A 25,771-nucleotide genomic window follows, 5' to 3' on the forward strand; every position below is an offset into this window, starting at 1 on the left:
TACGGTCTTCATTTTCCTCGTAATCCAGCATTTGGTACTAACGATTTTAGTTTTAGGTAAATTTATATTATCTCCAAAACTACAATTATGAAAGGCCTATTTTCAATGCTGTTTAACAACTGTTTAATTTTTATTTTTAGAAATTATTCATCAGTATTGACTTGCCTTTTTTTAGCTTCTTCTAATTTGATTCAAGGGCAAGTAGTTACTGAATTTACTACAGATGGAACTTTTACTGTACCATCTGAAATTACGGCTATTCGAGTAGAAGCTTGGGGTGGTGGAGGTGCTGGTGGAAGTGCATTCGGAATATTGCTAACTAATGTTTCAGGAGGCGGAGGCGGAGGCGGTGCCTATAATAATACTATGTTTTCAGTTTTGCCAGGTCAAGAGTATGCAATTTCAATAGGATTAGGAGGTACAACTAATGGAGCAAATGGAGGTGCTTCCCAAATATCAGGCTTTGCTGGTACTTTAACAGCAAATGGGGGCTCTGGGGGGGAGAGTGCTGGAGCATTGTTGCTAACAAATATGGGATCTGGAGGATCTGGAGGTGTTGGATTATATAATGGTGGTACAGGAAGTACTGGGGTTACTAATAATTCAGGTGCAGGAGGTGGAGGTGCAGATGACGCTGGTAACGGCGGAAATCCTTCAGGAACTAATGGGGGAACTGGAGGAGCAGGGTCTTTATCAGGTGGAAATGGAGCTAACTCGGCTACTGGAAATAATAATGGTAGTAATGGTAGTTTTCCTGGTGGAGGTGGTAGTGGAGGTAGATCTGCTGCTTTAGTGAGTTTTACAAGTAGGGCAGGTGGTCAAGGTGGTAATGGATTAGTTCGTATAACTGCTTACAGATGTTATCCTGGATTCAGCACCACTTGGAACGGAACAGCTTGGTCTAATGGAAGCCCAACAAGCGAAAAAACCGCAATACTAGATGGTGATTACAATACACTAACGAACGGTAATATTGTGGCATGTTCCTGTCAGGTAAATGCTGGAAAAACCTTGACAATTGGAAATGGAACTAACAGCAATTATTTAGAAATATATAACGAAATTGTTAACAATGGTACTATAGAAGTAACGAACAATGCAAGTCTGATACAATGGTACAATACTACTACCAATACTCACACAGGTACGACTACTGTAGTTCGAAATGCAAATCCCATGAAACGCTTGGATTTTAGCTATTGGTCGTCGCCAGTTGCAAACCAAACACTTGTTGACTTTTCGCCTAACACTCTTTTTAATAAATATTTTAGCTGGACACCAAGTTCAGGCTGGATTTTGCATAGCAATGGAGCTGCCACGATGCAAGCTGCAAAAGGCTATATTATTCGTGCTCCACAGACTTTTCCTCTTGAAACTACTGATAATTTTACAGGAATTTTTTCGGGAGCTCCACACAACGGTGACCAAATTGTTCCCGGTTTTGAAGGAAGTGAAAGTGAGAATATTTGGAATCTAATAGGAAATCCATATCCTTCGGCAATAGACGCTGATTTATTTCTCACAGATCCCGAGAACAGTGAAGTGGGAGGGACAATTTATCTGTGGACACACAATACTCCACCATTAGACAACGGATCAGGACAATATTCCTATTCCTCTGATGATTATGCAACGTATAATTTATCGGGTGGTGTCGCAACTGCAGCAACTGATAATCCTAACGATCCCACCGAAGATGATGACAATAATAGCACTCCAGTAAATGGTTACATTGCATCAGGTCAGGCCTTTTTCATACAAGGAATCAAGGAAGAAGACGATCTTGAAGTAGGACCTCCAATTGTGAAGTTCAAAAATTCGATGCGTATTGTAAGTAATAATTCTAATTTCTTTAAACCAAGCCCAAGTCAACCCATTGATAATTGGCAAACAACTGGCAAGCATCGCTTTTGGATCAATTTAAGAAACAGTCAAGGTGCTTTCAATCAGGCTTTAATTGGGTATGTTGAAAATGCTACTGATGGTCAGGATAGATTGTACGACGGAGAATTATTTGGCGGAAATTATGTAAGGATCTATTCCCTTTTAGGGCAAAAGAAGTTTGCTATTCAAGGGAAAGCATTGCCTTTCAATGATCAAGATATTGTGCCAATGGGGTACAAAACAACAATCGCAGGTAATTTTTTCATCAGTTTGGATCATTTCGACGGACTTTTTGAGGGTCAGGATATTTTTATCAAAGATAATTTGCTGAATGTAATCCATAATCTCAAGGAAGCCGATTATCATTTTGCTTCTGAAATTGGAACCTTCAACCAAAGATTTGAAATTATGTATCAACAACAAGCTTTAAGTATTGATGATACTAAAATCGATCCCGAAAGTATTATGGTTTACAAAAATGAAAATGCAGAAATTGTAGTCAATGGAGGACTTTTGGTACTAGACAAAATCCAAGTGTATGATATTGCAGGACGATTGATTTATGAATCTAAAAATATAAATAGCACCGAATTTTTTATTCAAGATTTGCCAGAAACGCAACAAGTTTTGATTTTGGATATAAAAACTTCCGAAGGTTTTAAGGTAGCAAAAAAGATTGTTTTTTAAGTCAAGCTTAAAATTCATACAGGTTCATTATTTGCTTTTATCCCAGCTTCAAACTTTGTACTTTTGCATTTCAATAAAAAGTAATGCTCCAAGTCAATAACATTTCATTTTCATACGATATACAAACGGTCATCAATTCCGTTACTTTCAAACTTCAAAAAGGACAAAATCTTTCCATCATTGGCGAAAGCGGATGCGGAAAAAGCACACTTCTCAAACTCATTTATGGTTTATATGACTTGAATGAAGGCGATATTTTTTGGCAAGAAAACCAAATTCTAGGGCCAAAATTCCATCTAGTTCCAGGAGCTGACGAAATGAAATACCTCGCCCAAGATTTCGATTTGATGCCATATATCACTGTTGAGGAAAACGTCGGTAAATTTTTATCAAACATTTATCCAGATGAAAAAAAGGCTAGAATCAATGAACTTCTGGAGATGGTCGAAATGACTTCTTTTGCCAACACAAAAGTCAAATACCTCAGTGGAGGACAACAGCAACGTGTAGCTTTGGCTAGGGTTTTGGCCTTAGAACCGGAAGTTTTGCTCCTCGACGAACCTTTTAGCAACATCGATAGTTTTAGAAAAGGTGCTTTACGCAGAAATTTATTTGCCTATTTGAAGCATAAAGAAATTACCTGCATCATCGCCACACATGACAGTATTGATGCTTTGTCTTTTTCAGATGAAACCATCGTGATGAAAAATGGTTCAATTGTCAGCCACGATTTCTCGAAAAATGTCTATCTGAAACCAAAAGATAAATATGTAGCTTCCCTTTTTGGAGAAGTAAATGAGATAAAATTGCATCATTTGGTGGAAACCGAAGACAAGGAAAAAACAATCTTACTGTATGCCAGTGAATTATATTTAACCGACATTTCAGATTTGATTGTTACGGTAAAACAGTGCTATTTCAAAGGAAATGGATATCTGATAAAAGCAGTTTTCGAACGGAAAGTCATCTTTTTCGAAAATCCTTTTGCTATTCCTGAAAATGAGGTGGTTTGCCTTTCGGCAGATGAGGAAATTGTGGAGATGAGAAAATAGAATAAAGAAAAAAGAGGAAAGACGTTCAATATATCTTTCCTCTTTTTTTCTTGTCTCTAAATTCTAAAAATTAATTCTTCAAATGTTTCTCCAAAAACTGATCTTGTTCCCAAAGCAAGTGCAAAATATTTTCTTTGGCAACATATCCATGACTTTCTTTAGGAAGGATAACCATTCTCACAGGAGCTCCCAAACCTTTCAAAGCCTGGAAATAACGTTCGGTTTGAAGCGTGAAAGTTCCTGGATTGTTATCGGCTTCACCATGTGTCAACAATAATGGTGTTTTCATTTTGTCGGCATTCATGAAAGGTGACATGGTATTGTAAACCTCTGGTGATTCCCAGTAATTTCGTTGTTCACTTTGGAAACCAAAAGGTGTCAATGTTCTGTTATAAGCTCCACTTCGTGCAATTCCGCAGGCAAATAAGTTAGAGTGTGTCAATAGATTTGCCGTCATGAAAGCACCATACGAATGTCCGCCAACAGCCACTTTCTTCGGATTGATATAGCCCAATTTATCCACAGCATTGATTGCAGCTTCGGCATTATCAACCAATTGCGAAATGAAATTATCATTTGGCTCTGTAGTTCCTTCACCTACAATTGGGAATGAAGCATCATCCAAAACCGCATATCCTTTTGTAACCCAATACACAAACGAACCATAGTACGGAAACGTGAATTCATTAGGGTTTTGAGCACTTTGTCCCGCACTGTTTTTATCCTTGAATTCTTCTGGGTAAGCCCAAATTAGCAAAGGCAATTTTTCTTTTTTTGTTTTGTCGTAGCCTGCTGGCAAATATAAAGTTCCCGAAAGTTCAACACCGTCTTTTCTTTTGTATTTGATCACCTCCTTATGAACGTTCTTGATGCTTTCGAAAGGATTTTTGAAATTGGTAATTTGCGTCAAGCTGTTTTTCTTCTTGATGTTTCTGAAATAATAATTTGGATACTCTGTTTTCGATTGAATCTGAACCAAAACATCACCTTTCTTGAAATCTTCGATAGAAAAAATATTTTCTATTTTGTCCTTGTAATTCGATTGATACAGTCTTTTCGTTTTTAATGTCTTGATGTTGAATTCATCCACAAAAGGGAATTGACCATCTTTTGTGTGTCCTTCGCCAAGCAAATAAGCATTATCGCCTTCAAGAGCCAAAACATATCTGCCATATTGGTTTTTTACCGTTTCAAAACTTCCTGGATCAGAATAGATATCTTGCGAATTTCTATCCCAAACCAATTGTGGTTTCTCACTAGGTTTTGACGGATTGATAAGGAAAGTTCTTTCGTTTCGAGTATCATACCATTGGTCAAATAACACGGCTGTATTGGCATTTCCCCATGTGATTCCGCCATAACGTTGACCCGTTTTTACCAGAGATGTTGGATTTCCAGCAAATGGAGCTTCCCATAAAAAAACTTCATCTCTAAATTCTACTTTATTGGCAGGATCTCCTTCATCTAAAGCTTCTACAAATGATAAAGTAGCAGGTGTGTCGGCTCTCCAACCCATGCTTCTTTTTCCTTTTCGAACGGCCATAAAACCTTTTGGGATAATTTCATTCAAAGGAACTTCGTTTACGGTTTTTACTGCTTTTCCAGCTTGATCATAAACAACTGTTTTTGATGGAAAACGGCTCAAAGGAACAATGTAAGAAAATGGTTTTTGAATCGTAGTAACCATCAAATAATTTCCGTCAGGCGAAAAAGTTTCTCCAGCATACATGTCGGCAGGCATGAACAAAGTTGAAGTTCCGTTGAGGTTTACTTTGTATAGTTCAGCATTTACAAGCGACTCAAAATTAGTTTCGTCCGTTTTGTTTTTCAATAAATCCTGATACGTCCTGTTTTGCGATTTTGATCCATCGGCTGTAGAAATGATTGGTCCGGTTGGAATGTCTTTTGCTGCATTGATTAAAGCTGGACGGTTCTTTGGAAGCATTTTTACCAAGATGGTTTCATTGTCCTTGAACCAACTGAACGGGTTTCCAAGATTTGCATTTACCGTTGCCTCTGTTAATTTTGTGGCTTTCGCCGAAGCGACATCGAGTACCCAAAGTTCTACACCTGTTACCGTTGTGTGCGAAAAAGAAATTTTCTTCTCGTTTGGTGACCAAGACACGTTGGCAATTTTAGGATTTGTAGGCAAACCTGTAACTTGAATTTCTTCCTTGCCCGAAATTTTCCGAACTTTTAAGTTGTTGATATACGTTACCGTACTCGAAATATTCGTAATTGGGTTGATTCTCAAACCTCCCAATTTCATTTCTTCCTGATTTAAATCATCAAGTGTCTTGTAGGTATTGCGATAGGAAAGTAGCATATACTCCTTTTTGGTATCCATAGAAACGGATGGAGCTCTTTCATAATCTACCAAATCAAGGATTTCCTTGGACGGTTTTTGATAGGTCAGGTTTTCCTGTGCGATTCCAGAAAAGCTGATAAGTAAGAACGAAAAAAGTGTGAATTTCAATTTCATTGTTCGTTTGTTTTTGATTAATATAAAGTATAGGTCTAATGTAAGGATAGGATGTTACATAAAAGCAGAATTTTCTAATTTTAACGTGATGCCTAGCCCAGATTACCTCACGGTATTTTATTTTTATAGGAGTTCGGTGAACACTTCGTGTTTGTAGTGGAAAACCCGGAAACCTGAAAGCTAGTTTTTTCTTGACAGAAAAGAGCGACCAGCGGTCCCGAAGCTTCGGGACCTTTTATGGTGTAGAAAAACAGCTTTCAGGTTGAGGATTTGTAACGGATAGCTGGAAAATGCTCTTTGAAATTGTTAATTGCTAAAAAAGTACTAACTTGTCGTATAGTTTTTTAAAGTATAGCTAAATTTGTCAACTGATTTTTAACGAAATACCAAAATATGTACAATTCAAAAATAACGGGACTTGGCTATTATGTGCCAGATAATATTGTGACTAACGATGATTTGAGTAAGATCATTGAAACCACAGACGAATGGATTCAGGAACGAACTGGTATTCAAGAGCGAAGACACATCGTTAGGGGTGAAGATACTACGACAACAATGGGAGTGAAGGCGGCAAAAATTGCCATCGAACGTTCTGGAGTTGCCAAAGAGGATATTGATTTCATCATATTTGCTACCTTGAGTCCGGATTATTATTTTCCTGGACCTGGTGTTTTGGTACAAAGGGATTTGGGTTTGAAAACCGTTGGAGCTCTCGATGTTCGAAATCAATGTTCGGGTTTTGTATATGCGGTTTCGATTGCCGATCAATATATTAAAACCGGAATGTATAAGAATATTTTGGTGATTGGTTCAGAAGTGCATTCGGTTGGTTTGGATATGGCAACTCGCGGAAGAGGTGTTTCGGTGATTTTTGGAGATGGAGCTGGAGCGGCAGTTTTGAGCCGCGAAGAAGACAATTCAAAAGGAATTCTATCGACACATTTACATTCGGAAGGGCAACATGCAGAAGAATTGATTGTAAAAGCACCAGGAATGGGAGGCCGATGGGTAACGGATATTTTGAATGAGGAAGATAAAGCAAACGACGAAAGTTACTTGCCGTATATGAACGGGCAATTTGTGTTTAAAAATGCCGTAGTTCGTTTTGCAGAAGTCATTAACGAAGGTTTGCAGGCGAATAATTTGCAGGTTTCGGATATTGATATGCTGATACCGCATCAGGCGAATTTGAGGATTTCACAGTTTATTCAGCAAAAATTCAAATTAACGGATGATCAGGTTTTCAATAATATCCAAAAATACGGAAATACAACCGCAGCTTCTATTCCAATTGCTTTAACCGAAGCTTGGGAACAAGGGAAAATCAAATCGGGTGATACAGTTGTCTTGGCTGCTTTTGGAAGTGGTTTTACTTGGGGAAGTGTGATTATGAAATGGTAGTTTTTTGAAATTACAAAAAATAAATTACAAAAAGCAAATTCTAAAAAACAAATTCCAAAAAACAAATTCCAAAAAACAAATAAGCTTCAAATAGCAATCTTTTAAATTCCAAACCTTTAAGTGTCTTTAAAGGTTTGGAAAATTGAGATTTTAAGAATTGGAATTTATTTGTTTTTTGGAATTTGTTTTTTGGAATTTATAATTTAAAACATCCCACCACCTTGTTTAGTGTTGTCTTCACGGTATTTTCTTTGCAACGCTTTATTTTTACCACCACCAAACATATAGTTGATTCCAAAATAAATCGTCTGGCTTTCCCATGTAAATTGACCACGGCTTGGATAAGGATTCTGAGAATCGAAACCAAATTTCATTTGGTCTAAAATATCATTATAGCGAACACTAATCGACATTTTATTGTTCAAGAGCGAATATCTTCCTCCAGCATCAATCTTATACATTTCCTTACTGTTGTTCTGGATTCCATCAACCCCACCTCTATAAAATCCAAATAAAAGGAAGCTCAAACGCTGATTTACTTTAAAATTACTGTTCAAACGAGCATTGAAAGCGGCAACATCTACTTCTCTTTCTACAAAATCAAATTCATCAACGGTTCCTTCTCTCAAAACCGAAACCAATCCTTTTTGGGAAATATTTGAGTAGTCGATAGCGGGTTGAATGTCCCACCATTTTGCAATTTTATAATTGGCAGAAAGCTCAAAACCAAAAGCAGTATTGTTATCAAAATTGTCCCAACTCATAATTAAATCGTTCGGGTTTTCTGTTGTTTCGTCATTATACAAAACACGGTTGATCTCGTTATCAATCACTCTGTAAAAAACTCCCGAAGTGAAAGAAGAACCTTTTCCGAACATTTTGGTATAGTTTACCTCTACTGAATTTGTGAACTGTGGCTCCAATTCAGAGTTTCCGAGACCAGTAACCAAAGGTGTCGAGAACTCCCTGATAGGTTTGGTTTGTTCCAAACTTGGTCGGTCAACACGACGGCTGTAACTCAATTGGAACATGTTTTTCTCGTTCAAATTATACGTCAAATAAGCCGAAGGATAGACTGTCATATAATCATCTTCAAAAGTGGTTTGACCTTTATTCAGATTGGCTTTCGCCTTATAGCTTTCAAAACGAGCTCCTACTTGATAGCTGAATTTTTCAAAACGCTGACCAAAAGTAGCATAAGCCGAATAGATATCAATATCATACGTATAATTCGAAAAGCGATTTTCTACAGGAAGCGAAAGATTTCCAGTCGTATAATCGTTTGAAGTTCTAACAATCCTAGATTCAGCGCCAAGTTCAAGCGTTGTTTTCTCGTTTAATGGGTTTACATAATCCAAATTCAACGTTGTGTTTTCTCTTTTATCAATGATTTTATCGCTAAAAATAACGCGTTCGTCTAAAGCTTCTGGATTTCCAATTTCGAAAGTCGAAGTGTCAAAATTTGCATTTTGTGTTTGTTTGTAGTCATTGAAGTTTCCTTCAAAATCAAGCGTGTGTCCGTCTTTTGCAAATAAATGCTTGTAGGCCAAATTGTAAGCACCACTTTTGTTATCGGTCAAATAATTACCCAATTGCAACACATTTGCCTGATCGTTGCTCAAATAGCGGATGTCCGTATCTACATTTCCGTTTCCGTCGGTTGCATTTTGGTTGGTATAAAACGAAATGGTGTTTTTATCATTGATGTAAAAATCCATACCAATTTTATACAAATACGACTTGTTATCATTCACAATATCAAGTTGTTGTTGAGAGTTGTTGTCGAAACGCTCAATAAAACCTTCGTTGAAATATTTTCCAAAATTACTTCCAGCGTTTCCAAAAAAGTTCACTTTTCCAGTTCGGTAATTCATGTCCAAAGAATTGTTGAATTTCGGCTCTTCGCCAAAAGTGATTCCGGCATTCAAGCTTCCGTTGAAACCATCATTTGAATTTTTATGCAACACAATATTGATGATCCCAGACATTCCTTCAGGGTTATATTTCGCACTCGGATTAGTAATCAGCTCGATTTTCTTGATAGAAGTCGATGGGATTTGCTTTAGCAATTGAGCAGCATCCATATTTGTTGGTCTTCCATCCACCAAAACACGAACATTTTGGTTACCTCTCAAGGAGATTTTGCCATCCTGGTCCACATTTACAGAGGGAATATTATTCATGATTTCTGAAGCGGTAGCTCCAGCAGTTGTCAAGTCACGTCCCACATTGATCACTCTTCTGTCGATTTTTTGTTCCACAGTCGAACGTTCTTGCACCACTTCAACACCTTGCAGTTGGGTAGCTTCTTCTAATAAAGTAATTTTTGGGAGTGCCACTATTTTTTGACTTGTCAAATCGGCTTTTGTGGTAAAAGTAGTGTATCCAATAAATTGAACTTCTACTGTATAATTTTTTAATGCTAAATTTTTGATTGCGAAATCGCCATTGTCATCCGTTATTCCACCTGTTATAACTGCACTTCCTTCTTTTATTGAAATAGTAGCATAGGAAACAGGTACATTTTTTTGATCTACAACTTTTCCTGAAATAGTTCCTATGTTTTGGGCATGCATAGAAAATAGTGTTCCAAAAAGGAACAGGAAGAGCAACTTAATTCTCATAACGTTTGTTTTTTGATTGATGATTGATGTTCAACTTCAATGGATTTGCCATTCAAGTTATATAATAGACATACGTTTTTGAATTTTGTTACAATTATTTTTGAAAAAAAAGATAAATCTAGATTGCTTTAAAAGAAAAAAGATCCAAAACCCTTGAAAATAAAAGCTATAGGGTTTTGGATTTTTTTTAAAATAGTTGAACAATTCTTAATGTCCAGGTTCATAAATTAGCCTCAGGAACGAACTGAATCGTTCATTTTCCCGACTAATAGGGATTCCAGTAACAATTCCGATTAAAATATTTTCCGCAATACTAACTCTCATTTGTGGTCGAATGGTCATATCAAAATCAGTTTTGGTAATCTCTTTGTTGAATTCAATTCCAATAAAATTTCGGGTTCCAGGAATCATATAATGAAAATTGCTATTGATTTGCCACGAAATAAAGGTGCTGTTATCCTGAAAATGATGCTGGATTGCAGGTCCCGTATAAAGAAGCGTGTGGATGTTATTTCCCCAACGTTTTGCCGCAATAAAAAACGGATTATAAATGTTTCCTGTAAACAATTTAGCATTTCCATAGCTGCTAAAATCGGTCAGTTCAAATTCATGGATGTATCCAATTGCTAAGGAAGTTTTCAGTTTTTCCGAAACAAAAAAGGAATATTGAGCAGCTAATTTTAGTCCATTCAATTTGCTTTTTGGTGTGTTGGCGTTTTTATGGGAAGGATAAAAGGTGAAAGGAAGTTCTACTTCAAGACCTAATCGATCCAATGGAGCCCATTCATATTCAACCAAAGCCAAGTATTCATCATAATTGTTATTGTCCGTTAATCCGAAACCAACATTCCATTCTTTTTCTCCTTTTCGGGCTCCTAAATCTCGAATCAAATCGATATATAGGGGTTCGGCATGCAATACTTTTGCTGAGCCATGTTTGTCTTGAACTTCTTCGATATACAAACTGTCGATAGTGGTTTTTTCTTTTTTTTCGGTTTGGGCTTTCGCCAAATTGACGCTCATACACGCCATCATTATAGTACAATAAAGTGTTCTTGAAAATATATTTTTCATTTCAGTTGGAATAATTTGTTAAACATGGAACTTGTGGTCTTCCTCTTTTTGGAAAACAACAAAGCTTAAAAAACGGAATAACAAATTAAATCTCGGGTGGAGGAGAGTGAATTTCAAAATAGGTTTGCAAACGCAAAGTCTTGCCAAAACCTATTTTTTTAGAAGCAAGTTGAAAGGAAAAGTTATTGAGTTCTACTGTATAATTTGGAAGAATAAAAAAATCTGCAATTGTTGATTTTTTTATTGTAGAATGGTTTTCAGCATCCGAATCATCTAGTTCAGGTATAGCATTTTCAAATCCCAGTACTTTCTCGATAATTATTTCGGCTACACTTTCCTGATGGTTTATAGCTAAATTTTCCTTAGCACCATTTCGGTACAGGTCACTGGTGTCAATACTGCAATTGAGGATATAAAGTGCCAAAAAGGCACAAAATAAACGAAGCGATTTGCTATTTCTGATAGAATTTAACACATCGCAAAAGTAGAAATTTTAATCTTCAAGCGGTTTGCTATTAGGCTTTTATTAAGACAAAAATCAAATATAAAATTAATAAGCGATATTGTGAAAATTACTACTTCAAATTAATGAATTCCAATTATCTTTGCACTCTCAAAAAAATAATACTATGTCGCTAATTCAAACACTTACCCCGGAAATCCAGAAAGCAATTCAGGTTGTATTTGATACAACAATTGAAAAAATCGAATTTCAGGCAACACGTAGGGAATTTGAAGGCGATATCACGATGGTGCTTTTTCCATTATTGAAGCAAATCAAGAGCAATCCGGTGGAGTTGGGAAACAAGATTGGAACTTATCTTGTTGAAAATGTTGAAGAGGTAAAAGCCTTCAATGTAGTTTCCGGTTTCTTGAACATCGTGATTTCAGATGCTTATTATTTGAATTTTTTCAATACCATTAAAGAAGATAAAAACTTCGGATTTGTAACCCCAAAAGAAAATGAGAAGGCAGTTATGGTGGAATATTCTTCGCCAAACACTAACAAGCCTTTGCATTTGGGTCACGTTCGAAACAATCTTCTAGGCTATTCGGTTGCCGAAATCATCAAGGCTTCCGGAAAAAAAGTCTATAAGACACAAATCATCAACGATAGAGGAATCCATATCTGTAAATCGATGTTGGCTTGGGAGAAATTTGGAAATGGGGAAACTCCAGAAAGCACCGGTTTGAAAGGCGATAAATTGGTTGGGAATTATTATGTTGCTTTTGATAAGGAATATAAAGAGGAATTAAAAGAAGTTTTTAAAAGAGAAGTAGCAACAATTGTTAATGAAAATGTTTCAACTAATAACTGGAATGACATTTCTAAAGGTGAGATAACTAATCTTTTTTTTAATGCTATTAATGATTCCCTTAAGAGTTTTTTGTTTAAGATAGAAGTTGATTGGAGTAGTAACGCCAAGACCAACATCAGAGTCGATTTGCCAGAAGTATTTCCAAGTTATTATGATAAAAATAATATAAGGAATATTAATGTTGATCAATCTTTTGAATTATTCAAGAGAGTATATGTAGATTTTTTTAATGATTTCTATAATTCAAATACAGAAAACAAATTAAGAAATGAAGATAACTCGTCTTATGTAGAAATTTATAAAGATTTAAAAAATAGAATAGAATCATTACAATCTGAAAAAAAAGTGATTGAAAAAGTGTTGATTTTAAAACGGGCCCAACAAATGCTACTCGATTGGGAAGCCGGAAAACCTGAAGTAATCGCTCTTTGGAAAAAAATGAACCAATGGGTATATGATGGTTTTGCCTCTACTTATAAAAATTTGGGAGTTGATTTTGATTCCTATTATTATGAAAGCAATACTTATCTTCTAGGAAAAGACGTCGTTCAAATTGGTTTAGAAAAAGGTATTTTCGAAAAAGACCCAGACGGTTCAGTTTGGATCGATTTGACCGATGAAGGCTTGGACAGAAAAATCGTGCTTCGATCAGACGGAACAGCAGTTTACATGACGCAAGATATCGGAACGGCTATCCAACGTGTGAAGGATTTTCCAGACGTTGGCGGAATGGTGTATACGGTTGGAAACGAACAGGATTATCACTTCAAAGTGTTGTTCTTGATCTTGAAAAAACTAGGATTCGACTGGTCTAAAAACCTTTTCCATCTTTCCTATGGAATGGTCGATTTGCCTTCCGGAAAAATGAAAAGCCGTGAAGGAACGGTTGTAGATGCTGATGATTTGATGAACGAAATGACTGAAACAGCCAAAAATATTTCGGAAGAATTAGGGAAACTTGATGATTACTCGGACGAAGAAAAGGCAAAATTATACAACACGATTGGTCTTGGAGCATTAAAATATTACATCCTAAAAGTAGATCCTAAAAAACGAATCTTGTTTAATCCTGAAGAATCGGTAGATTTTCAAGGAAATACGGGTCCATTTATTCAATATACGTATGCCAGAATTCAATCGATTATCCGTAAAGCTGATTTTGACTTTAATGGCGTAACGTTTTCAGCATCGGAAGTGGATCTGCACGAAAAGGAAAAAGAATTAATCAAACAATTGGAATTGTATCCAGAAGTAATCCAGAATGCAGCTCAAAATCACAGTCCGGCTTTGATTGCTAATTATACCTACGATTTAGTAAAAGAATACAATTCGTTCTATCAGATGGTGCCGATTTTAGGTTCGGATAATACAACTGAAAAAACATTCCGAGTACAATTGTCTCAAAAAGTAGCCGATACGATCGCTTCTGCATTCGGTTTGTTGGGAATTTCGGTTCCGGAACGTATGTAATTTTAATTAATAAAGTTGTTGTGAACAATTCAAAATCCTACTTTTTTCAATCCTTTCTAATTGTACTTCTTTCAGCAATTTTCTTTTTAGGAGTAAAAAGAGTTTTGCCTAAAAGACTGTTTTCAGAAAAGGCAGGAACGACAAAAAACATATTGATCGACAGCATGTTGATTGATGCCTTTGAAGCCGAAAAGGAAACCTCAAAGGCCGATATTGGCGATACTTTGGCCAATCAGCCGATTGTTTATTATGAAACCAACGGCGTTACTTTTCCTGAAGAAACCTATGAAAACTACAAAGGAAATCAATACCTGATTGCGTTTTACGAAAAACTCTACCAGCTTGAAACCGCTCAAAAAGGAAATGTGAGAATTGCCTATTTTGGTGATTCTATGACGGATGGCGATATGATTGTGCAAGATTTTCGTAATTATTTCCAGCAAAATTTCGGCGGAACAGGAGTTGGTTTTGTTGCCATAACTTCAGAATCTGCAGCATCCAGAAGTTCTGTCGAGCATCAATTTTCGGGCAATTGGAAAACACAATCGTATTTGAATGTAAAATATCCTCGACGACCTTTTGGGGTGAACGGTCATGTGTTTTTTGCTAATGATACAGCCAATGTAGAATGGGTGAAATATAAAGCCGGAAGGTCAAAATTCACTTCTCAGCTCGACAATCCGACGTTATTCTACGGAAGTGCAAAAAATAAAAACGGTGAAATTCGATATGTGATTGGGAAAGATACGCTTCACAAAAAGTTGCTTCCGAACAACATCTTAAATACGCTTACACTTTCTAAATCACCTTTAAAGAACTTGAAAGTCGATTTTATTGAAGCCGATTCGATTCCGATTTACGGTTTTAATTTTGACGACGGAAAAGGTGTTCACGTGGATAATTTCTCGCAAAGAGGAAATTCTGGAATTCCAATCTCTAAATTTGACGTGTCAACAATGAGGGCTTTTCAAGAGAAATTGGATTATGATTTAATCATTTTGCATTATGGTACGAACGTCTTGAATTATGGCACCAAAGATTATACTTGGTATGATAAAAGCATGACCCGAACCGTAAACCGTTTGAAAGAATGTTTTCCAGGTGTTTCGATTTTGATTATTTCTACTGCAGATAAAGCTTCGAAATACGATACTGAAATGAAAACCGATTCGGCTGTTGTTCCGTTAACCAATGCCCAAAAACGATATGCTGTTAAAACCCAATCGAGCTACGTGAACCTTTATACTTTGATGGGTGGCGACGGATCGATTGTGAAATGGACGGAGGAAGAACCGGCTATGGCCAATAAAGATTATACCCATTTCAATTTTAGAGGTGCCAAGAAAATTGCAGGTTTGTTATATCAACAGCTTAGTGATGGTTACACGGAATATAAGGTTTTACGCCAAAAACGAAAAGCACCCGAACCAAAACCCAAAGAGGAAGAGTCTATCTTGGACACATTGTTTAAAAATAAAGAGGAAGAAAAAGATGTGGAATAGACTTGTTTTTGCGTTAATGATGCTTTTTGCGATTGCAAATTATGCACAAACAATTGATTCTTCTTATGTAGAGATTGATTCGGTTGCGATCGATTCGGTAGAAGTGATGTTGCATGAAAATACGATCATCAACTCGATGGCGATTTGCAATTTTTATGAAAGATTAGCCGATTTAAAAAATAATCTAAATGCTTCCGCAAAAAAAATAAACATCGTCCATATTGGTGATTCCCATATTCAAGCCGATTTAATGACCAATGTAACGCGTGAAAAATTGCAGGATACTTTTGGAAATGCAGGTCGAGGTTTGATTTTTCCGCATAATCTTGCCCGAACAAATGGCTCTTGGGATGTGAAATTTTCTTCAAATGAAAGTTGGAACAATCATAGAATCGTTTCACCTGTAAACGGAAGTAATGTTGGCTTGAGCGGTATTTTATTATCTTCCCGAAACGATGATTTTGCCATCGAAGTGAATGCTAAGGAAGCCAATAATTTTTTCAATCTGATCAAAGTTATTACTCCAAAAAACGAATATACTTTTCAAGTTGCTACTGCCAAAAAAACAATTGTTCTAGAATCGGATGTGCCAAAAAAAATAATTCATAGGATAAAAAACGGTGAGGCTTTATCGATAATTGCTGATAAGTATAATGTTTCGGTAACACAAATAAAAAGATTAAACGGACTGAAATCGAACAACATTCGAGCAGGAAAAACCCTCAGGATTCCAACCAATGAAAAGCAAAAACGCTCGATTTCACGTTCAGAATTTATTCCGCTTGAAATGCTTGCTGATGCTGATTCACATTTTTACAGAAGTGAAGAAACCCTGGAGAAAATCTACCTGATTCCGAACAAGGAACAAAAGCAATTTGAACTAAACGGTGTGGTTTTGGAAAACAATCAATCGGGAATTTTGTATCATAATATTGGGGTAAATGGTGCGAAACTATCGGATTACAATAAATATCCACTATTTTTTGAACAACTAAAAGCCTTGCAACCTGATTTGGTTGTGGTTTCTCTTGGTACAAATGAATCGTTTGACCACATGAAATCACTGGATTATATGCAGCAGTTGGATATTTTTATACAAAGTGTAAAAGCTCAAAATCCGAATGCTGAAATTTTAGTGGTAACGCCACCACCGTCACTTTTCAAGAGAAGATATCCCAATACTTTTTGTGCAGATTATGCCAAAAAAACAATTGAAAAATCAGAGGAACTCAACTATGCTGTTTGGGATTTGTATTCACAATTTGGCGGATTGTATGGCGTTGCACAAAATGCCAAAAAAGGATTAATTGGAAATGACAAAGTGCATTATACCAAAGCTGGATATGAAAAACAGGGCAGTTTATTGGCAGAAGCCATCTTGAATGCTTTTCAAAATTATAAAATTACTAAAGAGTGATCGTTTTATCCCAAATGCCAAATTGGTTCACAGAAATTTTTGGAACGGTCTCTAGAGCAACCGTCGAAGGTTGGTTTACTTTCAATCCAAAAGAACCAATATTATTTAATTCTGCCTTATTTTTAGGCTTGTTCTTGATATTTTATCCTCTTTATATTCTAACTACAAAAGCCAAAACATTTATGTTGCGAAACATTTATGTATTAGCTTTTTCGTTGTTTTTCTATTACAAATCGAGCGGTTCTTATTTTGCTTTGCTTGTTTTTACGTGTATAGTCGATTATAATTTGGGTAAGCTTTTATACCAAGAAGTGCTTCAAGGTTACAGGAAGTTTTATTTGGTGCTTAGTGTTCTCCTTAATCTTTCGTTTCTGGCTTATTTCAAATACACTAACTTCTTGATCGATAATTACAACGGAATTTTTGACAGTAATTTAGCTTTTCACGATATTATCCTTCCGGTGGGAATCTCTTTTTATACCTTTCAATCTATGAGTTATATCATTGATATTTATAGGAAAGAGATCGAACCAACTAAAAATATTATCGATTATATGTTTTTTGTTTCGTTTTTCCCGCAGCTTGTTGCAGGACCCATTGTTCGTGCTTCGGAGTTTATTCCACAAATTTATTCGAAGCTAAACTTATCGCGTGAAGATGTTAATCGAGCCCTTTTTCTAGTTATTGGAGGTATCATCAAGAAAGCTTTTATTTCGGATTATATCTCGATTAATTTTGTAGATCGCGTTTTTGATTCGCCAAATAGTTACACCGCTTTCGAAAATTTAATGGCTTCATACGGATATGCTATTCAAATTTACTGTGATTTTTCGGGCTATTCAGATATGGCGATTGGCCTTGCCTTATTGATGGGTTTTAAATTATCCGTTAATTTTAGAACACCTTATAAATCGGCTTCGATTACTGAATTTTGGAGAAGATGGCATATTTCCTTATCCACATGGCTTCGCGATTACCTCTATATTTCGCTTGGTGGAAACCGAAGAGGAAAAATCAGAATGTATTTTAATCTTTTTGTTACCATGTTGCTTGGCGGATTGTGGCATGGAGCTTCTTGGAAGTTCGTTATTTGGGGAGTTTTGCACGGTTTGGCCTTAGTGATCGAGCGTTTTTTTCAGGACTATATCAAGTTGCCAAAAAATAAGCTCACATGGTTTATCAGTGTGATTTTGACGTTTCATTTTGTGGTTTTCTGCTGGATATTTTTCCGTGCAAAAGATTTCAAAACCGCTTTCGAAGTGATTCAAAATATTGGCAAATTGCAGTTCTATTTCAGCCAATGGCTCACGATTATTCAAGGATATCAAAATGTGTTTATCGTTATGGCGATCGGATTTGCTTGGCATTTCCTTCCAGAAAGAGTAATCGGAACGATGAAAATGGTTTTTGACAGAATGCCAATTGTGATTAAAGCATTCATTTTGGCATTGACCTTTTGGTTAGTTTATGCAACTTCCACCAGCGGACCACAGCCATTTATCTATTTTCAGTTTTAAGGATAAAAAGATTATTGTTTAATTTTAAATTTCCAAACAAAGTCTAGACTGATTACATGTTCGTAATTAAATTTTGCTGTATGGTTTAAAACCATCAGTGAAGGTTTATAATTGAGACCCACGAAGAATCTTTTTCCAAATTGAAAATAGCCATTGGCAATCAAGCCTAAAGAATTGTTCGATTTTGTTACAGGTTTTCTTGAAGTTTCTATTAAAGGATCATAATCATTATTTGATAATTTCCAGCTATTTTTAGCATAATTCAAACCATATCCCAAAGTGAATCGTTTGATTTTGTGATTATTAGTTATGCCAATTGCAAGCGAACTAAAAAACTCGTGTTCCCCGTCATAACTTATTGGGGCAGGAGCGGGTGCCAAAAAATCGATAACTCCTGACGCATATATGCCTATAAAATTATTCTCTTTATAAAAATATTCTACACCAGACCCAAATCCTAAAAAGCCTGTATTGTTTTTGGAAGTTTCATTTTGGGGATTAAAATGGAAACTGTTGACATAGGGAATCGAAACAATCAGATTGATTTGGCCTTTGTTGGTCTCAAAATCACTTCGGAAATTACCACTCACATTTTTCTTGGGTATTTTATAATGTTCTCTATCTTCTAAAGTGATTTTCGAAAGCGTATCACTTGTATTTATTGAAATAGACTTTCCATAATAAAACCTTTTTTCATTCGAAAGATCAACCAAATAACCGACACCAGGAGGCATTATTGCCAAATTTCCATACAAATATTTCGGACTAACGGAAGGTTGCAGTAAGTAATTTCTGGAGATACTATCATTACTAAAAACCATTGCAAGATCTTCTTTGGAACGTTTGACCTCGATTTTTGCAGGAAGAAAAAAACTGCTATCGTTCACTTTTACCATTGAATACGTCTGAGAACTAACCTCCATTTTATATGTTTTCTTCGTAAAAACGGTAGCACATGACGATAAAACGAGCAGTAAAACTAATGAGAGTAAGTGTTTGGTCATGAAGATAGTACAGTTGGTTTTATTTGTTAGATGTAAATATTAGGCATTGGTTGCGTAAAACAATATATGGGAATCACATTCTTAAAGTTTGCTTAAGGTTGCTGCTATATTGAACTAATTTTAGCAAGTTTACGTTATATTTACTATAGAACTCAACCCTTAACCAATATAACCAAATGAAAAACAAATTAATTTTAGCTTTGCTAGTGAGCGGAAGTTTTTTCTTCACGTCCTACAGTTCTGATGATGATGGTTCATCAACATCCAGCACAACAATTACCGAAGTGGTACAAACAGTTTCCTCTGGAACTTGGAGGATAACCAATTATGTCGACAGTGGTAACGATGAAACCAATGATTTTGCTGGCTATGATTTCACTTTTACTTCAAGTAACAATACGGTTGTAGCTACAAACGGAACCAATACTTATACTGGAGCTTGGTCAGTGACAAGTAGTAGTGATGACGATAGTCCAAATGATATAGATTTTGATCTTATTTTTACAGCCCCATCTCCGAACCATTTTCTGGATCTTACTGACGATTGGGATATTCAGGAGCGAACTGCCACAAGAATCAAACTTGTGGACGTTAGCGGAGGAAATGGAGGAACAGATTTTCTAACCTTCGAGAAAAATTAAAAAGAGAGAAGAAGCCACAATCTAAAAAGTTGTGGTTTTTTAATTACTTCGGGATTATAAAACTAGATTATATAATGATGATTATTCTCTAAAATGATAATTGTAGATCGTTTTTTCACCAGAATAAGCATTAACAGAATCCACTAGTCCAGTTCTTTCAGATATATATTTAACCTGTCTTTCTTGATCGTCAATAATTTCACTTAAAGTATTGTTTGTTCTGTATTTAAATTTCGTTTGTTGTTTGTATGCATTAGCTAAATTATTTTTTGAAATTTCAGCTATTTTGTTTTTTGAAGTATAGAATAAACTAGCTATTGTTTTTGTATTTCACTTTTAATATAACTCGTTATTGAATTTCTTGCCATACTTGACATAAGCTCAAAGGTGATAACTATATCTTGAGTTTTGCTCAATTCCGTATATGAAATTTCATTCGTGTTTTTTTTTATCATTAATTTCGATAATATTTCTCTTTTTTCTGCATTATTTATTATTTCGAAGTATCGATTACTAGATGAGTTGTTGGTTTTATTATGTGGAAGTGGTTTTCCAGTATGAAAGAATTTAGACCGAAGCTGATATGTTTTCTTAATAATGTCTGAAAACTCCTCCTCAATTAATTTAGTTGGCGACAATTCTGGTATGATACTGATTTCATTTGGGTAGAGAGATCGATATGCAAGACCTTCTGATATTAAATCATCATAAAAAACTTCTTCCCAATTAGTCTTATTGTTATATAAAATTAGAAACTTAGTGAAACGCTTTGTCAAGTCTCTATTTTTTATTTCGGAATCAACGTAAGTCTTTATTTTCAAGTATTCCTCAAAAAGACTTTTTCCAATATCATCAGTTTTAGAATGTTTCTTCCACTTCTCATACATTTCATGCTTTTCTAAAAAGGTAATCCTATCTATTGCTAATTGAGAAATAGCTTCGATACCAGCAATTAAAAATGAGTATCCTAGGTCGAAATCTTCTTTTTTATTTATGTAGGCAAGCTGTATGAGGCGAAAGCTTTGCATTATATCTTCAAACGTAAAACGATACTCTGTGTTTTCTTTATCGGTTAATATGTCTAAAAGATTAATTATATCCTTTAATCTAGTTTCCCATAGATCAATTATATCAAGATGGATCCTAAATCCCTTAGCACCAGGACCAGCTATAGTTCTAGGAAATTCTACCCCAATTTCTTTTAGTTCGAGTTCATTCGCAATTATAAATCGGTTAAAGTTATCATTTTTAGTTGCTAAAACAGGCCTTTCAAAAGCAAAACTACAAATTGCACTAAGACCTAAAGTAAAGTAATGTGAATTGATATGGTTTATTCGTTGAGGCATTTTGACAGGAGAAACATAGGCCTTTTTATTAGGTAGTCCAATATCTACTTCAATTGATTCTAGAATCATGAAATCTTTAAAAATAATATCTCTTGGCATTTTAAAATCTAAGAGAAGATAACCATACAATCTTTTATCTTCCGAAGTTTCGTGGAGTTTATGAAGGTTAGCATCTTTTCTTTTATCAAATGATATTATTCCGTCTTTAAATTGATTATCATCTTGTGTAAATTGTCTCATGTTAATATGATTAAATCAACGTAAATAATTTTAAAATAACTGTATAAATTTTAATAGCACAATCTTGAAAATGCTTTCTGCTAACTAATAAATATACCCTACTTTATTTCATCTATCTCCCCAAATTAGGTTGTATACACGAAATAAATTTGCAGTTATTTATTTCCACTAAAGTAACAATTTATTTTCTACAGTATCAAATAGATCCAGAAAACCTCAAACAATAAATATATTCTAAAAACTAAACTTCACACTCAAATTTGGTGTCCTTTTTAAAGCAACTGTATTCACGCTTTCTATAGATTCATTGGTTTTGTTAACCCTATAATAGCGGTTGATGATGTTGTTTCGGTTTAGAATATTCAGGATGGAAATACCAAATTGCAGACCCGATTTTGAAGTGAGTTTCCAATTATAATTTGCCGAAAGATTCACTTCAAAAAACTCACTCATGTTTTTGTTGTTCGGGTTGTTGTAGATGATTTCCGGTTTTGCAGGATTGCTCAAGTCGAGATTGCTTGTCGATGGCGATGTTTCTGGTCGGCCGGAATGCCATTTAGAACCCAGTGCAATTTTGAGATTTTCCCACTCATAAATTCCAGCCCAAGAAACCGTATGAACAATCTGGAAATTATTGGCAAATTGTGTAGGAAGCGTTTCGCTAAACGTATAGTCACTATTGGATAATCCATAACTCAACCACGTATAAAAATGCTTGAAATTTCGCTGAATCAACAGCTCTGTTCCAACCACAGCATAATCGCCATTTATTCTCGAAAACTCCAATTGATTTTGAAACGCCTGACTCGGACTATAAATTCCGGTTACTTTTTTATAATAGTTATCCAATGTCAAGAGCCAATTCTGATCTCGGAAACTAAAACCAAGCGAAATCTGATTGCTTCTCTGAATCGGAATTGTCGAATCATTTGCTAATGTCCAACGCCTTTTTTCAATTCCCAGAAAATCCTGCTGCAAGTCGATAATTTGAGAACTCGTCTGGCTTTTTTGTTCGCCCAAAATTTCGATATTGAACTTTTTCGTGAAAGCATAGTTGAACTGAAGACGCGGTTCGAGCAATAATTTTGCAAAATCTTCGATGTAATTGCTTCGTAAACCTGTTTTTAAAAAGAGAGTACCTTCGTTATTTTTAAGTTCGGTTTCCAAAACCAAAGCATGTGTCCTGATAACTTCTTTAATTTTTTTGCTAAACAAAGGATTGTTGATGTTTTCGCTGTTGCTAACCCCAATTTCGTTGTACTGATAACCATTGCTGAATGTGAAATTTTCGCCTAAAAGATGTTTGTTTTCCAATCGCCAGCCATAGTCTAAAACCGTATTTTGCTGGGCCAAAACCTGATCGTTTTCGATGGCTTCGTTTAAAGCATCGAGATTATAATAGGAAACATAACCGTTGATTGTAGTGCTGTTTTTCTCGTTCCATTTGGTTTTAAAGTTAAGGCTTCCGCCAAAATTTTGTTGCTCGAGATTACTTTTACGAGTAGCAGTTTCGGTATTTTGATTGATTTCTAAAGCATTATTAATTCCAATAACATCCAAAATAAGTTCGCTTCGGTAGCCTAATTTTTGCTGGTATTGACCTGTAAAATCATAAAAATAAAACTTCTCGTCTGTTGTGTAGGTTATGTTTTCATTTGTAGTGATGTTTTTTACAATTGTGTTCTGAAAAACGCGATCATAATAACTTCTATAGGTTGGCGAAGAAGCAAAATCGGTAAAGGAACGTCTGCCAGAAAGCTGAAAACTCGATTTCTCAGAAGTCTTCACTTTCGCATTGAATTCGGCACTTATCAAATTGGCACTCATGCCATAATTTGAACTTTCAATACCATCGTGAAGCGACGAAATAGCAATCACACTGGAGGTACTTTCACCATAAAAAGCCGAACTTCCGTTTTTGGAAATCGTAATTTTTTGTGCCAATGAAGGATTGAAAGCCGAAATCAGTCCGAAAAAATGTCCTGTCTGGAACATCCGAATTCCGTTCCATAAAAAAAGATTTTGGTCATGAGTTCCGCTTCTCACATTGATATTGGAGATGGTTTGATCTGCACTGTAAATGCCTGGAATCTGTTGCATGGTTTGTAAAGCATCGGCTTCGATTAGTCCAGGGAGAATTCCGAATTTTTTGGGATGTACGGTAAAACTGCCATCGAGATTTTTAGACATTCCCGTTGTCAGATAACGTTCGATTTTAATTTCATTGAGGTCAATCGGGATCGTGTCCATCACTTCGGCCAACTTTGTAGGTGCTTTTTTTTGTGTAGAAATTGCGATGTATTTGTTGTTGATCATTTCAAAATCAAGTCTGGTTTTTGCTTCAAGATGTTGCAACTTTTCGGACAATGACAAAGCACGAACAGGAGGCTCCAGTTTAAAAACGGAAACCTCCTCTTCGATATAGTTGAACTGAACGTTGTGTTGTTTTGAAATGGTCTTTAAGATTTGCTTCAAAGGCAACAACTCCTTTTTTTGTTGGGAATATACCTTTGCTGAGAAACTAAAAACAATCAAAACCAGTGACAAAAGCTTTACAAATTTTATCATTTGGGTGCCAGGATAATCTCTTTATTGGTTTTTTTATAGTTCAGATGATGGGTTTTGCTGATGATTTTCAAAGCAGCATCAAGATCTTTTAAAGGTAATGTTCCAGTAAAAGATTGGCTCGATTTTACCGAGTTTTTAATGTCGATGTTATACTGCATTTCGAGTTCTTCGATAACTTCTTCTAAGGAATTATTGTTAAACTTGATTTCATTTCCCATCCAAGCGGGTTGCGAATTCGATAGCGGAATGGCTTCAACTTTCCTGTTATTTTGAACCACTACATTTTGTCCTTTGGTTAAAAACACCGATTTTTTGGCGAAAGCCACTTTCACTTTCCCTTCATAGCATTCTACTTCAAAGTTTTTGCCTCTCGACTTGATGTTGAATTGAGTCCCTACGACAGTCACGGTTCCCTGATCAGTTTTCACTGTAAATTTTTCGCCTTTTGCAACTTTAAAATAAGCCTCTCCCTCCAAATCCAGACTTCTTTCGTTTTCCCAATTCCACTTTTTGTACTGGATTTTAGAGCCTGAATTCAACACAATTTCAGAGCCATCAGGAAGCAAAAAAGTATTTTTTTCTCCAGCCGATGCATATTCTGTATTTGGAATATAAGGCTTTACCAATAATAGCATTCCCAAAGCCACTACTAAAACAGCAGCAACTTTCATGAACCATAGATCTTGTAGCCTCACGACTTTTTTCTTTTTCTTATGGGAGATGATATTTTGATACATCGTTTCAGTATCAAACTCCGAAACTTCCAATTCTGAGGAAACTTCCTTTATTTTTTTATAGGTCTCAAAGTCTGCCGATTTCTCAAAAGCTTCCAATTCGCTTTTTGTCATTTCGCCAGCCAACCATTTCGCTAAATCATGTTGCTCTTCCATTTTTTTATTCTTTTTATATAGAACTAATAGGTTTGAAAAAACCCTACTTTATATTCCCAATTTCTACTCGAAGCGATGACAATGCACCACTAATTCTTTTTTCTACTGCTTTAACGCTAATGTCTAGTATTTCAGCAATTTCGCTATATTTTTTTTCGTCAATTCTGTTTAATAGAAAAGCGGTTCGTTGTGCATCAGTCAGGTTTTGGATGGCTTTTTCTAATTTGGTCTTGAACTGTTCGTGTTCCAAAATAAATTCGGGACTTTCATTAGTTTGGTGTGTTGGATTTGTTTTTTGGGCGAAAGCCACCACCACTTTTTGATGGGCAATTTTATTCAAGGTAGCATTATTGGCTACTTTATAGATAAATCCTTTTGCTTTTTCAAGAGGCACATCCGAACAGTTTTCCCATAATTTAATAAATGCTTCCTGGGAAACATCGTTGGCCTGTTCTTCGTTTCCAAATTTGTAAAGCAAATAATTACGTAAAACCTTTACATTAGACTGAAAGAATCGGGAAAAAACCGCTTCTTCGCAAACTCCTATTTTATTTATTTGTTTCATTAAAAGGGATAATTGTAACTAAGATAACAGCCAAGTAGATAAAAACCCTACTTTTATATTTGAAAAAAAAAATAATTTAATCAAA

General features: G+C 35.6%; 17 protein-coding genes. 8 read left to right on the forward strand and 9 right to left on the reverse strand.

Annotation, left to right across the window (positions count from 1 at the left end; genetic code table 11):
* Positions 1-87: 87 nt before the first annotated feature.
* A complete protein-coding gene (locus G508_RS18575; RefSeq protein WP_051197448.1) occupies positions 88-2,571 on the forward strand; it encodes a T9SS sorting signal type C domain-containing protein in 2,484 nt (827 codons plus the stop codon).
* Positions 2,572-2,654: 83 nt separating this feature from the next.
* Positions 2,655-3,623: an ABC transporter ATP-binding protein gene (locus tag G508_RS0104475; protein ID WP_026704193.1), complete on the forward strand. Its 969-nt coding sequence runs from the start codon at positions 2,655-2,657 to the stop codon at positions 3,621-3,623.
* A 70-nt stretch (positions 3,624-3,693) separates the two neighbouring features.
* Here G508_RS0104475 and G508_RS0104480 read toward each other — a convergent pair whose 3' ends face one another.
* The gene (locus tag G508_RS0104480; protein WP_026704194.1) at positions 3,694-6,105 is read right to left on the reverse strand and encodes an alpha/beta hydrolase family protein; all 2,412 of its coding nucleotides are present in this window, start codon (positions 6,103-6,105) and stop codon (positions 3,694-3,696) included.
* Positions 6,106-6,498: 393 nt separating this feature from the next.
* Between G508_RS0104480 and G508_RS0104485 the strand changes: the two genes are divergently transcribed.
* The gene (locus tag G508_RS0104485; protein WP_026704195.1) at positions 6,499-7,509 is read left to right on the forward strand and encodes a 3-oxoacyl-ACP synthase III family protein; all 1,011 of its coding nucleotides are present in this window, start codon (positions 6,499-6,501) and stop codon (positions 7,507-7,509) included.
* Positions 7,510-7,712: 203 nt separating this feature from the next.
* Here G508_RS0104485 and G508_RS0104495 read toward each other — a convergent pair whose 3' ends face one another.
* The 3 genes from G508_RS0104495 to G508_RS18580 form a co-directional block, all read right to left on the reverse strand.
* A complete protein-coding gene (locus G508_RS0104495) occupies positions 7,713-10,133 on the reverse strand; it encodes an outer membrane beta-barrel family protein (RefSeq protein WP_026704196.1) in 2,421 nt (806 codons plus the stop codon).
* A gap of 207 nt (positions 10,134-10,340) precedes the next feature.
* Complete coding sequence (locus tag G508_RS0104500; protein ID WP_157485884.1) at positions 10,341-11,156, reverse strand: HAEPLYID family protein; 816 nt, start codon at positions 11,154-11,156, stop codon at positions 10,341-10,343.
* A gap of 136 nt (positions 11,157-11,292) precedes the next feature.
* Positions 11,293-11,682 (reverse strand): hypothetical protein, encoded by a 390-nt coding sequence (locus G508_RS18580; RefSeq protein ID WP_051197450.1) that lies wholly within the window; start codon positions 11,680-11,682, stop codon positions 11,293-11,295.
* 154 nt (positions 11,683-11,836) lie between these two features.
* On the opposite strand from G508_RS18580, the gene argS reads away from it, so the two are divergent.
* The 4 genes from argS to G508_RS0104525 are packed head-to-tail and all read left to right on the forward strand — an operon-like array spanning position 11,837 to position 18,432.
* Positions 11,837-13,996 (forward strand): arginine--tRNA ligase, encoded by a 2,160-nt coding sequence (gene argS / locus G508_RS0104510; protein WP_026704198.1) that lies wholly within the window; start codon positions 11,837-11,839, stop codon positions 13,994-13,996.
* 20 nt (positions 13,997-14,016) lie between these two features.
* Complete coding sequence (locus G508_RS18585) at positions 14,017-15,498, forward strand: SGNH/GDSL hydrolase family protein (protein ID WP_035694091.1); 1,482 nt, start codon at positions 14,017-14,019, stop codon at positions 15,496-15,498.
* The gene (locus G508_RS0104520) at positions 15,488-16,915 is read left to right on the forward strand and encodes a GDSL-type esterase/lipase family protein (protein ID WP_026704199.1); all 1,428 of its coding nucleotides are present in this window, start codon (positions 15,488-15,490) and stop codon (positions 16,913-16,915) included. The genes G508_RS18585 and G508_RS0104520 overlap by 11 nt, the downstream gene beginning before the upstream one ends.
* A 14-nt stretch (positions 16,916-16,929) precedes the next feature.
* Complete coding sequence (locus G508_RS0104525) at positions 16,930-18,432, forward strand: MBOAT family O-acyltransferase (protein ID WP_051197469.1); 1,503 nt, start codon at positions 16,930-16,932, stop codon at positions 18,430-18,432.
* An 11-nt stretch (positions 18,433-18,443) separates the two neighbouring features.
* Here G508_RS0104525 and G508_RS0104530 read toward each other — a convergent pair whose 3' ends face one another.
* On the reverse strand, positions 18,444-19,436 hold the full coding sequence (locus G508_RS0104530; RefSeq protein ID WP_157485875.1) for a hypothetical protein: 993 nt from the start codon (positions 19,434-19,436) through the stop codon (positions 18,444-18,446).
* Positions 19,437-19,612: 176 nt separating this feature from the next.
* Between G508_RS0104530 and G508_RS0104535 the strand changes: the two genes are divergently transcribed.
* The gene (locus tag G508_RS0104535; RefSeq protein WP_245569842.1) at positions 19,613-20,077 is read left to right on the forward strand and encodes a hypothetical protein; all 465 of its coding nucleotides are present in this window, start codon (positions 19,613-19,615) and stop codon (positions 20,075-20,077) included.
* A 314-nt stretch (positions 20,078-20,391) separates the two neighbouring features.
* On the opposite strand, the gene G508_RS0104540 is transcribed toward G508_RS0104535, so the two are convergent.
* From G508_RS0104540 to G508_RS0104555, 4 genes are all read right to left on the reverse strand, one after another.
* Complete coding sequence (locus G508_RS0104540; protein WP_026704203.1) at positions 20,392-21,663, reverse strand: hypothetical protein; 1,272 nt, start codon at positions 21,661-21,663, stop codon at positions 20,392-20,394.
* 234 nt (positions 21,664-21,897) lie between these two features.
* On the reverse strand, positions 21,898-24,138 hold the full coding sequence (locus tag G508_RS0104545; RefSeq protein WP_245569843.1) for a TonB-dependent receptor plug domain-containing protein: 2,241 nt from the start codon (positions 24,136-24,138) through the stop codon (positions 21,898-21,900).
* Positions 24,139-24,227: 89 nt separating this feature from the next.
* Positions 24,228-25,121 (reverse strand): FecR family protein, encoded by an 894-nt coding sequence (locus G508_RS0104550; protein WP_026704205.1) that lies wholly within the window; start codon positions 25,119-25,121, stop codon positions 24,228-24,230.
* Positions 25,122-25,164: 43 nt separating this feature from the next.
* Positions 25,165-25,686 (reverse strand): RNA polymerase sigma factor, encoded by a 522-nt coding sequence (locus G508_RS0104555; RefSeq protein ID WP_026704206.1) that lies wholly within the window; start codon positions 25,684-25,686, stop codon positions 25,165-25,167.
* Positions 25,687-25,771 lie beyond the last annotated feature (85 nt).

The sequence above is a fragment of the Flavobacterium soli DSM 19725 genome, from assembly GCF_000422705.1.
GTDB lineage: Bacteria > Bacteroidota > Bacteroidia > Flavobacteriales > Flavobacteriaceae > Flavobacterium > Flavobacterium soli.